Origin of the sequence: Geobacillus sp. Manikaran-105 (assembly GCF_002809955.1) — a bacterium.
GTDB lineage: Bacteria > Bacillota > Bacilli > Bacillales > Anoxybacillaceae > Geobacillus > Geobacillus thermophilus.
This window is the reverse complement of sequence record NZ_PIJG01000039.1, coordinates 15,689-27,960: the sequence shown is the minus strand read 5'-3', so window position 1 is coordinate 27,960 and position 12,272 is coordinate 15,689. Positions and strand designations below refer to the sequence as shown.

9 protein-coding genes, 1 other RNA gene and 1 other annotated feature are annotated in these 12,272 nt (G+C 55.8%); all 10 genes read right to left on the bottom strand.

What is annotated here, in order from left to right:
• Positions 1–192: 192 nt before the first annotated feature.
• Positions 193–379: non-coding RNA, 6S RNA (gene ssrS / locus CV945_RS12050), on the bottom strand.
• A gap of 76 nt (positions 380–455) precedes the next feature.
• A complete protein-coding gene (aspS, locus tag CV945_RS12045) occupies positions 456–2,228 on the bottom strand; it encodes an aspartate--tRNA ligase (protein WP_094239010.1) in 1,773 nt (590 codons plus the stop codon).
• Between the two features lie 4 nt (positions 2,229–2,232).
• Positions 2,233–3,513, bottom strand: coding sequence for a histidine--tRNA ligase (gene hisS / locus CV945_RS12040; RefSeq protein WP_063330509.1), 1,281 nt, complete (start codon positions 3,511–3,513; stop codon positions 2,233–2,235).
• Positions 3,514–3,560: 47 nt separating this feature from the next.
• Positions 3,561–3,791: a binding site (T-box leader), on the bottom strand.
• Between the two features lie 201 nt (positions 3,792–3,992).
• The gene (gene ahpF, locus CV945_RS12035; RefSeq protein ID WP_100659853.1) at positions 3,993–5,522 is read right to left on the bottom strand and encodes an alkyl hydroperoxide reductase subunit F; all 1,530 of its coding nucleotides are present in this window, start codon (positions 5,520–5,522) and stop codon (positions 3,993–3,995) included.
• A gap of 14 nt (positions 5,523–5,536) precedes the next feature.
• Positions 5,537–6,100 (bottom strand): alkyl hydroperoxide reductase subunit C, encoded by a 564-nt coding sequence (gene ahpC, locus CV945_RS12030; protein WP_013144645.1) that lies wholly within the window; start codon positions 6,098–6,100, stop codon positions 5,537–5,539.
• Between the two features lie 184 nt (positions 6,101–6,284).
• Complete coding sequence (locus CV945_RS17295; RefSeq protein ID WP_033011916.1) at positions 6,285–6,458, bottom strand: hypothetical protein; 174 nt, start codon at positions 6,456–6,458, stop codon at positions 6,285–6,287.
• 80 nt (positions 6,459–6,538) lie between these two features.
• On the bottom strand, positions 6,539–6,997 hold the full coding sequence (gene dtd, locus CV945_RS12025) for a D-aminoacyl-tRNA deacylase (protein WP_047818787.1): 459 nt from the start codon (positions 6,995–6,997) through the stop codon (positions 6,539–6,541).
• Between the two features lie 22 nt (positions 6,998–7,019).
• Complete coding sequence (locus tag CV945_RS12020) at positions 7,020–9,218, bottom strand: RelA/SpoT family protein (protein ID WP_100659852.1); 2,199 nt, start codon at positions 9,216–9,218, stop codon at positions 7,020–7,022.
• A gap of 139 nt (positions 9,219–9,357) precedes the next feature.
• Positions 9,358–9,870 carry an adenine phosphoribosyltransferase gene (locus tag CV945_RS12015; protein ID WP_033011913.1) on the bottom strand — a complete coding sequence of 171 codons (513 nt, stop codon included), beginning with the start codon at positions 9,868–9,870 and terminating at the stop codon, positions 9,358–9,360.
• Positions 9,861–12,227, bottom strand: a complete 2,367-nt coding sequence (recJ, locus tag CV945_RS12010) for a single-stranded-DNA-specific exonuclease RecJ (protein ID WP_063330506.1) — start codon at positions 12,225–12,227, stop codon at positions 9,861–9,863. Before recJ ends, CV945_RS12015 begins: the two co-directional genes overlap by 10 nt.
• Between the last annotated feature and the right edge of the window lie 45 nt (positions 12,228–12,272).

The window sequence follows — 12,272 nt, the reverse complement described above, 5'->3', positions numbered from 1 at the left end:
TTATTCTATCATACATAAAAGAAAGGGGGAACGCGCATTCCTCTTCCACTACTCCCTTTGGTCGTTGAAGTGGGAGTCTCCTGCGCGAAATAGGAGGAAGTCGCCCGAAGCGGCAACGGCATTTTGTTGCCAAAAGAAAACCCCTATGCTGTTTCCGGCATAGGAGCGTCATGTTTCCATCCTCGTATGCATACCAGTCCCAATCGTGCCGTCGATGCCTTCGTTTTGAACCCGCTCCCACATAGGTGGGTGCCCTGTTCCAAGGTTTGCGCTTCCCCTGTGACGAAGGGGCGTGCACGCCGCTTGGAAACCCCGGGCTCCCGGATCATCTACTGTTCGGTCAAAACGATGGGTGACTCGACGAACACATTAGGACGGTGTGTTGCTTTGATTGTATCATATTTTTTCGCGTTTGTGAACCTCTGCCGCCAATGTTTCTCCTTCCAACGGCGCCATTATTCCTCACGAGGAAGCACAACGGCCAAATGCAGCTCCTCGAGCTGCTTTTCGCTGACCGGGCCCGGCGCTTCCGTCAATAGGCAGCTCGCACTCGCCGTTTTCGGGAAGGCGATCGTGTCGCGCAAGTTCGTGCGCCCCGCAAGCAGCATGACGAGCCGGTCGAGGCCGAGGGCGATGCCGCCATGCGGCGGGGTGCCGTATTCAAACGCCTCAAGCAGGAAGCCGAATTGGCGGCGCGCTTCTTCTTTGCTGAACCCTAAAGCCTGGAACATTTTTTCTTGCACGTCGCGCTCGAAAATGCGGAGCGAACCGCCGCCGAGCTCGTACCCGTTTAACACTAAATCGTACGCCTGTGCGCGAACGGCGCCCGGGTTTGTCTCAAGCAGCGGAATGTCGTCGCGCACCGGCATCGTAAACGGATGGTGGGCGGCGTAGTAGCGTCCTTCTTCTTCGTCGTACTCCAACAGCGGCCAGTCGGTGACCCATAAAAACGCCAGTCTCGTTTCATCGATCAAACCGAGCTCTTTGCCAAGCTTCAGCCGGAGCGCCCCAAGCGCAGCGGCGACGACCGCAGGCCGGTCAGCGACAAACAGAAGCAAGTCTCCGTCGTCGACAGCGAGCAGCTGCCGCAATGCCGTCTGTTCGTCGGCGGTGAAAAATTTGGCGATCGGCCCTTTCAGCTCATCTCCTTCCGCTTTCAGCCAGGCGAGCCCTTTCGCCCCGTAGCGGGCCGCAAATTCGCCTAACGCGTCGATGTCTTTGCGCGAATAGCGGCTTGCAGCGCCTTTGACGTTGATCGCCTTCACTTGCCCGCCTTCCTTGACCGTGCGGGCGAACACTTGAAACGCCGAATCCCGGACGGCTTCAGATACATCGACGAGCTCAAGGCCAAAGCGCACATCCGGTTTATCGGAACCGTAGCGGTTCATCGCTTCGGCATACGTCATGCGCGGGAACGGGCGCGGGATATCGATGCCTTTGGCCGCTTTGACGACCGCCGCCATCATCCGCTCCGTTAAATCGATAATATCTTCCTGGCTGATAAACGACATTTCAATATCGATTTGCGTAAACTCCGGCTGGCGGTCGGCGCGCAAGTCTTCATCGCGGAAGCAGCGGGCGATCTGGTAATAGCGCTCAAAGCCGCCGACCATCAGCAGCTGCTTAAAAATTTGCGGCGACTGCGGCAAAGCGTAAAACTCGCCAGGGTGGACGCGGCTTGGCACTAAATAGTCGCGCGCCCCCTCCGGCGTGCTTTTCGTCAACATCGGCGTCTCGATTTCCAAAAAGCGCTCGCCATCCAAAAAGTCGCGCACCGCTTTCGTCACTTTATGGCGAAGCGCAAGCGTCTGAAACATGACCGGGCGGCGCAAATCCAAATACCGATACTTTAAGCGCACATCTTCCGCCGCGTCCGTATCGTCGGAAATGGCAAACGGCGGCGTTTTCGCTTCGTTGATAATGTCAATTCGCTCGGCTTGGATTTCAATGCGGCCGGTCGCAATGTTCGGATTGACCGTCTCCGGTGCGCGGGCGACGACCGTTCCTTCGACGCTTAAAACGTATTCGCTCCGCACGCGTTCCGCTGCCGCCAACGCCTCGGCCGAGACGTCGGGGCTGGCGACGACTTGGACAATGCCGGTCCGGTCGCGCAAATCAATGAAAATGAGCCCGCCTAAGTCGCGGCGTTTTTGCACCCACCCTTTCAATATGACGCGCTCGCCAACCGCTGTTTCCGGCACTTCCCCACAATAATACGTCCGCTGCATCGTGTTACTCCTCCCGTCCTGTCCGTTTTGCCAAAACATGCGCCAGTTCGCCAAACGGCACTTTCATCTGCTCGCCGCTGGCCATGTCTTTAACGGTTGCCGCCCCGCTTTCCAGCTCTTCGTCGCCGATCATGGCGACAAACGACGCACCAAGCCGGTCGGCCGCTTTCAGCTGGGCTTTCATTTTCCGCCCCAAATAGTCTTGATCAACGCGCAGTCCGGCGCGGCGCAATTCATAGACGAGGCGGACCGCTTCCGTTTTCGCCTGCTCGCCGACGGCGACGACGTAGCAATCGAGCCCGCGGCGGACCGGCAGCTCTCCCCCTTCCGCCTCGAGAGCCGCCAGGAGGCGCTCAATGCTGAGCGCAAAGCCGATGCCCGGCGTTTCCGGACCGCCGATTTCTTGGACGAGCCCGTTGTAACGACCGCCGCCGCACAGCGTCGCCCCCGCCCCGAATCCTTCGAGATCGCTCATAATTTCAAATGTCGTATGGTTGTAGTAGTCGAGCCCGCGCACGAGCCGGGAGTCGATGACAAACGGAATGTCGAGCACCGCCAAATAGTGCTTCACTTTTTCAAAGTAAGCGCGCGATTCATCGTTCAAATAGTCCAAAATCGACGGCGCCGTCGCCATCAGTTCATGGCCGCGGTCCTTTTTGCAGTCGAGAATGCGAAGCGGATTCGTCTGAAGACGTGCTTGGCAATCTTCGCACAGCTCATGAATGCGGCTTTCAAAATGGCGAACAAGCGCCTCGCGGTGCGCCCGGCGGCTGTCAAGGTCGCCTAGGCTGTTGATCACCAGCCGGATATGCTGCAGCCCGAGTTCGTTATAAATGTGCATCGCCAGTGCGATCACTTCCGCATCGACCGCTGGATCGCTGCTGCCAAGCACTTCGACGCCAAACTGCACAAACTGGCGGAACCGCCCCGATTCAGGCCGTTCATAGCGGAACATCGGTCCAGTGTAATAGAGCTTGACCGGCTGGTTCGGGCTGCCGTACAGCTTATGCTCGACAAACGCTCTGGCAACCGGCGCTGTTCCTTCCGGGCGGAGCGTCAACGCGCGGCCGCCTTTGTCTTCAAACGTGTACATTTCTTTTTGCACGATGTCGGTCGTATCGCCGACCCCGCGCAAAAACAGCTCCGTATGTTCAAAAATCGGTGTGCGGATTTCCTCATAGCCATACCGTCCGCAAAGGTTGCGGACGACTTGCTCGACATGCTGCCATTTTTCCGTTTCACCCGGCAGCACATCCTGCGTCCCTCTTGGAATTTGAAACGGCATGTTCAATCCTCCTTTGCCCAAAATAAAAACGCCCTTGTCCCCATGACCATAGGGACGAGAGCGTCATTCCCGCGGTGCCACCCTAATTGAAGCCGATCGGCTTCCGCTTGTCGCCATTAACGCATGGCACACGTTCCCCTTTACTGGCGCAAAGCGCGTTCAAAGAGAAACCTACGGAGTGTCTTTCGTTAAGCCATCATGGAGAAGCGCTCGCAGCCTTGGGCGCTTCCTCTCTGGCCATGTGGGCCTTAACTACTTTTCTCCATCATCGGTTGTTCCGTATGAGAAAGATGTAATTTTATATTACGGATAATCTCGGCCGTTTGTCAAGTTGTCCTAGCGGCTGTGATCCATGGTTTTTCGCAAAGAGAAAAACCTTGATGTCTCATCGTATTTTTGATCTTAGTTTAAAAAAAGAGAGCCAATTCGTTGAACCGCCCCTCCATGGGATCGAAGAGGCGGTCCACCTTCGGCCCTCTTTAATGGCGAATCAAATAATCAAACGCGCTTAACGCCGCGGTTGCACCCGAGCCCATCGAGATAATGATTTGCTTATAGGCGCTGTCCGTGCAGTCGCCGGCGGCAAAGACACCTTCAAGGCTCGTCGCGCCGCGTTTGTCGACGATGATTTCACCGAAGCGATTCCGTTCCACCGTTCCTTCCAACCATTCGGTGTTCGGCACAAGGCCGATTTGCACGAACACGCCTTGCAATTCGATATGATGTTCTTCTCCTGTTTCCCGGTCAATGTACGTCAAGCCGTTGACTTTGTCCGTGCCGGTGATTTCCGTCGTTTGCGCGTTTTTTATCACCGTTACGTTCGGCAGGCTGTACAACCGGTTTTGCAGCACAGCATCCGCCTTGAGTTCAGGGGCGAACTCCAGCAGCGTCACATGGCTGGCAATGCCGGCGAGGTCAATCGCCGCTTCGACGCCGGAGTTGCCGCCGCCGATGACCGCCACATGCTTGCCTTCAAACAGCGGACCGTCGCAGTGCGGGCAGTAGGCGACGCCTTTGTTTTTGAACTCGTCCTCGCCCGGCACACCGAGATTACGCCAGCGAGCGCCGGTGGCGATAATGACCGTCTTGCTTTTCAGCACAGCGCCGTTTTCTAGCTCGACTTCAATCAAGTCTTTTTTCTCGAGCCGTTTTGCGCGCTGTGAACTCATGACGTCGACGTCGTACTGCTTTACATGCTCTTCTAGGCTGGCCGCCAGTTTCGGCCCTTCCGTATATTTGACGCTAATAAAGTTCTCGATAGCGAGCGTGTCCAAAATTTGCCCGCCGAAACGCTCCGCGACAATGCCGGTGCGGATGCCTTTGCGCGCTGCATAAATCGCCGCTGCCGCTCCAGCCGGTCCACCGCCGACAACGAGTACATCAAACGGATCCTTATTGGCAAAATCGGAAGCATCTGGTGCGCTTCCTAATTTGGCAAGAATATCTTCAATCGACATGCGGCCGCTCGCGAACAGTTTGCCATTTAAAAAGACCGTCGGCACAGCCATGATCCCTTTTTGCTCCGCTTCTTCTTTAAACGCCGCCCCGTCGATCATCGTATGCGAAATGTCTGGGTTCAACACGCTCATAATGTTGAGCGCTTGGACGACGTCCGGGCAGTTGTGGCAGGTCAAGCTGACGTACGTTTCAAAATGATGTTTGCCTCTGATTTGTTGAATGCGGTCCACGACGTCTTGGCTGACTTTCGGCGGCCGCCCGCTCGCTTGAAGCAGCGCCAAAACGAGGGACGTAAATTCATGGCCGAGCGGCACGCCGGCGAAGGTGATGCCGGTGTTTTCGCCGACCCGGTTGACGCTGAAGCTCGGTGTTCGTTCCAGTTTTGCTTTCTCCACCTTGATTTTTGGCGACATGGCCGTCAGTTCATCGATCAAGGCAAGGAGATCGCGGGAAACTGGATCGTCTCCCGCGCTTACCGTCAAGACAATATCATTTTCAAGCAATTGCAAATACTGGGCTAGTTGCGCCTTGATGTCAGCATCCAGCAGCATCGCCTAAGCCCCCCTTAAATTTTGCCGACGAGGTCTAGGCTTGGCTTCAGCGTTTCCGCTCCTTCTTTCCATTTCGCCGGGCAGACTTCACCCGGGTGGTTGCGCACGTATTGGGCCGCTTTAATTTTATCAATCAGCGTGCTGGCGTTGCGGCCGATGCCGTCCGCATTGATTTCCACCGCTTGAATGACGCCGTCTGGGTCAATGATGAACGTGCCGCGTTGCGCCAATCCTTGTTCTTCATCGAGCACATCAAACATGCGCGACAGTTGATGCGACGGGTCGCCGATCATCACGTATTCGATTTTGCCGATAGCTGGCGATGTATCGTGCCATGCTTTATGAGTAAAGTGGGTGTCGGTCGAAACCGAGTACACTTCCACGCCAAGTTCTTTAAACGTTGCGTAATGATCTTGCAAGTCTTCGAGCTCCGTCGGGCAGACGAACGTAAAGTCCGCTGGATAGAAGCAAACGATGCTCCATTTCCCCATGAAGTCTTGCTCTGTCACTTCGATGAATTCGCCGTTGTGATACGCTTGTGCTCGGAATGGTTGCACTTTTTTTCCTACGAGTGACATTCTTCATCTACCTCCTGTGACTGCTGATTAGATTATAATAATTTTAATACGATATTCATTATCATATGGGCGTCCGCATTTGTCAACACATATGCTTAAATTTCTTTCCATTCCCCTCTGTCATTTTCACACACCACGGCGCGCGCCTGTAAAAACGCACAACAAATTCCCGGCCGGCTTTTGTTTACGGGCGGAAGCGCTGCTGCTTCAACATTTGCACATCCCGCAGCGTCACGCCGAACTCCGAAGCCAGCTCAAAGGCGCTATAGTCAGCTTCCACACGCATCCATTCATGGAAATCGGCAGAAAGCACATCGCTTGCCTGGTGCACCTGTTCACTTTTTCTCGTCTGCCGCATCGCCCTCCTCCTTTCTCTGCTATGCCACTGTTTTCATCTTTCCCATTTTTCGCCGAAAATAAAAAAGAAACCGGGAAACGTCATCCGTTTCCCGGTTTGTCCGCACTATCGATGATCAGCGTGACCGGCCCATCGTTCGTCAGCGAGACGTCCATCATCGCACCGAACACGCCGGTTTCCACGCGGACGCCTTTTTCGCGCAAGAAAGTGTTGAACGCCTCATACAGCGGCAGGGCATGATCAGGCTTGGCCGCCGCCATAAAGTTCGGCCGCCGCCCTTTCCGGCAGTCGCCATAAAGGGTGAACTGCGACACGGACAACACTGCCCCGCCGACCTCAAGCAGCGAGCGGTTCATTTTCCCCTGTTCGTCTTCAAAAATGCGCAAATGGGCGATTTTCTCTGCCAAATAGGCGGCGTCGGCTTCCGTGTCGTCGTGCGTGACGCCAAGAAGCACCACAAGCCCGGCGGCGATCGCCCCGACGACCTCGCCGTCGACGGTGACTTTGGCCTGCTTTGCCCGCTGAATGACCGCTCTCATCGTCTTCCTCCTTTCGCCGCCTCTAATTGTTCATGAGGCGCTGAACCGAATAAATGTCGGGAATTTGCTTAATGCGTTCCACCACTTTTTGCAAATGGCTGATATTATGAATGGCGATCGTCATATGGATCGTCGCAATTTTATGGCGATGATCCGAGCGGCCGGAGACGGCGGAAATATCGGTGCGCGTTTCGTTCACCGCCTGCAGCACTTCATTGAGCAAGCCGCGGCGGTCAAACCCGGTGATTTCAATGTCGACGTTATACTCGCGCTCGCCGCCTGTGCCGCTTTCCCATTCGACCGCAATGAGCCGGTCGGCCGCTTCTTCGGTCTTGACGTTCGGGCAGTCGGCGCGGTGGACGGAAATGCCGCGGCCGCGGGTGATAAAGCCGATAATCTCATCGCCCGGCACCGGGTTGCAGCAACGCGACAGGCGGATGAGCAAGTTGTCGACCCCCTGGACGCGAATGCCGCAGTCGCGCTTTTTTCCAGTCGGCAGCTTCGCTTCAAAAACGGCTTCGGCCAGCTTCCGCTCCTGCTCTTCCAAATCGCGCTGCTTCCGCCATTTTTCCGTCAACCGATGGGCGATTTGCGCCGCCGTAATCCCGTGGTAGCCGACTGCCGCATACATATCGTCTTCATTCGAAAAATTAAATTTTTCCGCAACGCGCTTGACGTTGTCCGCCGTCATCACTTCTTTCGGTTCAAAACCGAGGCTGCGCACTTCTTTTTCGACCATTTCTTTTCCTTTTTCGATATTTTCTTCACGCCGCTGTTTTTTGAAAAACTGTCGGATTTTGTTGCGCGCCTGCGACGTCTTGGCGAGCTTCAGCCAGTCCTGGCTTGGACCGTACGAATGTTTCGACGTCAAAATTTCCACGATGTCGCCCGTCTGAAGCTTATAGTCAAGCGGCACCATTTTGCCGTTCACTTTGGCGCCGATCGTTTTATTGCCGATTTCCGAATGGATGCGATAGGCGAAATCGATCGGCACCGACCCGGCTGGCAGCTCGATGACGTCGCCCTTTGGCGTGAAAACGAACACCATATCGGAAAACAAGTCCATCTTGAGCGATTCCATGAACTCTTCGGCATTGCTCGCGTCGTTTTGCCACTCCAAAATTTCCCGAAACCAAGACAGCTTTTCTTCAAATGAATTAGGTTTGATCGTCTTTCCTTCTTTGTACGCCCAATGGGCGGCAATTCCGAACTCGGCGATTTGATGCATTTCGAATGTGCGGATTTGCACCTCGAGCGGCTCGCCCTTGGGGCCGATCACCGTCGTGTGGAGCGACTGGTACATGTTCGGCTTCGGCATGGCGATGTAGTCTTTGAAGCGTCCTGGCATCGGCTTCCAGCATGTATGGATGATGCCGAGCACCGCGTAGCAGTCTTTAATGCTGTTGACAATGATGCGGACGGCAAGCAAATCGTAAATTTCATTAAACTGTTTGTTTTGCATTACCATTTTTCGGTAAATGCTGTAAATATGCTTCGGGCGTCCGGAAATTTCGCACGGGATGTGCACTTCATTAAGTCGTTCGCGCACCTCTTGAATGACCTCTTCCAAATATTGCTCGCGCTCGGCGCGCTTTTTCTTCATCAAATTGACGATGCGGTAGTACTGCTGCGGATTTAAATAGCGAAGCGCCGTATCCTCAAGCTCCCACTTAATTTTCGAAATGCCGAGCCGATGGGCAAGCGGGGCGAAAATTTCAAGCGTCTCATTGGCAATGCGCCGCTGTTTTTCGGCCGGCAAATGTTTCAATGTCCGCATGTTGTGCAGACGGTCGGCCAGCTTGATTAAAATGACGCGGATATCTTGCGCCATGGCCAAAAACATTTTTCGATGGTTTTCCGCCTGCTGCTCTTCCTGCGACTTATATTTAATTTTGCCGAGCTTCGTCACCCCGTCGACAAGCATCGCCACTTCCGCGCCGAACTCGCGCTCAAGGTCTTCTTTTGTCGCCTCGGTGTCTTCGATGACATCATGCAAAAACCCGGCGGCGACTGTTGTGGCATCCATCTTTAAGTCCACCAAAATGCCCGCGACTTGAATGGGGTGGATGATGTATGGTTCGCCCGATTTCCGGAATTGGTCGCGATGGGCGTGCTTGGCAAACTCATACGCCTTTTTCAAAAAGGCAACGTCCTGTTCCGACAAATAACAGCTCGCCTGTTCAAACACTTGCTCCGCTGTCAACACTTGTTCATTCGCCATATGGTTGGATCACCTTTGATTTCCGTAAAATAAAATCCATGCGATAAGACAAAAGCACCGTCACGTTAATAAGAAAGAGCACTCGTGCGAGTGCCCCTTTTTTACTATTGTATCCGAAGAAGCGAATCATGTCGACCATTTAAAACTGCATGAGCGCCAAAATATCGTAGCCTTCCAATTTTTTGCGGCCGCCAAGCTCCGTGAGTTCAATCAAAAACGCCAAGCCAGCCACCACTCCGCCGAGCTGCTCGACCAAATCGATCGTCGCCCGCATCGTGCCGCCCGTCGCCAGCAAGTCATCCGTAATCAACACACGTTGGCCTGGTTTAATGGCGTCTTTATGCATTGTCAGCACGTCTGTCCCATACTCGAGCCCGTACTCGACGCGGACGACTTCGCGCGGCAATTTTCCTTCCTTGCGCACCGGGGCAAACCCGACGCCGAGCGCGTAGGCGACCGGGCAGCCGATAATAAAGCCGCGCGCTTCCGGACCGACGACGATATCGATCTGCTTTTCGCGCGCATATTGAACGATTTGATCGGTCGCGTATTTATACGCTTTTCCATTATCCATCAACGTCGTAATATCTTTAAACAAAATGCCCGGTTTCGGAAAGTCCGGCACGATCGTAATATATTGTTTTAAATCCATTGTACGTTTGCCTCCTCGTGCGTTTGCGAACGTGTCATGTCCAACAAACAGCGGTTAAGCTGCTCATAAGTAGAATATAATAACTGTTGCTCCACCTCAAGCTCGTCCCGCCAGCGGCGGTACGTCGGCGATTCGTGCAAATCGCGCTTCGCCGGCGCGCGGACGAGCGAAATGACGCCGTTTTGCTCCGTAATAAACTCCAACTCCAAAAACACTTTCGCCATAAAATGAACGGTCTCTTCCGTCCAACCGCGGGCGCGCGCCAATTGCCCGCCCCGCTCGGCAAGCGGGAACGAACGGTATTTGTGCAACAGCGCATAAAACCATTTAAAATGATCGCGCGTCGGGAACGTACGGAAAAATCGGGCTTCCGGCTGGGCGAACAGCGCATAAATGCGCGCCGGCTCCTTGCCCCCAAGCAAGGCGGCAAGCCTTCCGAGCGTCGGCGGCAAATCAAGCAGAACAACGTAACGGCCGCTAATCTCCAGCGCACCCGCCTCTTCGTCCGTCAGCACGCAGCGAAGTTCCCCGCGAAAAGAGGCTAAATCAGGGCGCGCGCCCGTTCCTTGGCGAAACATGACAAGCAGCCGCTTTTCTTTTGGCAACCGCTCAAGAAAGGGACGGACGTCGCGGCAGCCGCGGATGTCAAACAGCTGGCAGTGGCTGACCGCCAGATCACACAGCGACAGCTGCGCCTTCGCCAGCCCGTTCCATTCATTCACGGAAAGCTCCCCGACTGCCGAAACGCGCGCCCCCGGGGCGATTTCCTCACACAGCGGTCCGAGGCCAAAACCAATGGCGTCGACTGAGGCGCCCTCCTGCGCAAACACCGCCTTCATATGGGCGCCGTTCGCTCCGACGCGCCGCATCGTTTCAACGGACGCCCCTTCAATGAGAACAAGCGGCCGCGGATTGCCGACGCCAAACGGAGCGAGCCGTTCGAGCCCGCGGGCGGCGTCGAGCGTCAGCTCAGCGACCGAACAAGAGGCGTCAATAAACGTCAGCGGCGTCAAGTCGTCATCGGACAGCGTTTCCGCGGCGATGGCGTTCAGCCGCCGCCGCAATGGTTCTACATCGTCAAGCGCCAACGTCATTCCTGCGGCCATCGGATGGCCGCCGAAATGCGGCAACAGGTCGCGGCACCGCGACAAACTGGCGAACAAGTCGAACCCGTGGATGCTGCGTGCCGACCCTTTGGCGATCCCTTTTTCCCGGTCAACCGCCAGCACCACCGCCGGGCGGTAAAACTGCTCGACGAGCTTGGAGGCGACAATGCCGACGACCCCGGCATTCCACCCTTCGCCGGCGACAACAAGCACGCGGTGTTCTTCAGGGGGAAACTGACGGCGCACCATCTCGGCTGCCTCGTCCGCAATTTGCGCCACCAACTGCTGGCGTTCGCGGTTTAACTCGTCCATCTCCGCCGCCAGTTGCGCCGCTTCGTCCTCATCGTCCGTCATTAAGAGCGCCACCGCCGGGTCGGCGCCGCCGAGGCGCCCGGCCGCATTCAACCGCGGCGCAATGACAAAGCCGACCGTTTGTTCATTTAAAGCGGCGGCATCAATGCGGCATTGCCGCCAAAGGGCGCGCAGACCGGCGCGCTTCGTTTCTCGCAGCGCTTCAAGTCCTTGGGCGGCGAGAATCCGGTTTTCCCCAACGAGCGGCACTAAATCGGCAATCGTTCCAATCGCCACCAAATCAAGCAAATGGTGCGGCACTCGCCCAAGCAGAGCATGCGCGACTTTGAAGGCGACGCCGACACCAGCCAAGTCGCGAAACGGGTATGTACTTCCTTGCTTTTTCGGATGAATGATCGCATACGCCTTCGGCAGCACCGGCCCTGGTTCGTGATGGTCGGTCACAATGACGTCAAGCCCCCACTCGTTAGCGGCGGCGATTTCATTGACCGCCGCAATTCCGTTGTCGACGGTCACAATCACGGAAACGCCCCGCTCTTTGGCGGCGCGGAATGCCGCCATATTCGGGCCGTATCCTTCCGTAAAGCGATTGGGAATGTAGAACTCGACTGACGCTCCCGCCTCCTTGAGCGCGCTCATCATGACGGACGTGCTGCAGACGCCATCGGCATCGTAATCGCCGTACACAAGAATGCGCTCGCCCGCCTCAATCGCCCGCCTGAGGCGCTGGATGGCCCGCTCCATCCCATCAAGCAGAAACGGATCATGAAACGGCTGCCGAAGCGGATGAAGAAACGCAGCTGCTTCCGCCGCCGTTCGCACGCCGCGGCAGACGAGCAACCGCGCCAACAGCGGCGCAAGGCTGGCTTCTTCAGCCAGCCGCTGTACAATCTGTTCGTCGGGGCGACCCACTTCCCAACGCGTTTTCGCTTGCAACATGTCCCCCACCTCAACTCTTCTTATTATACAAAAAGAAGAAAAGGG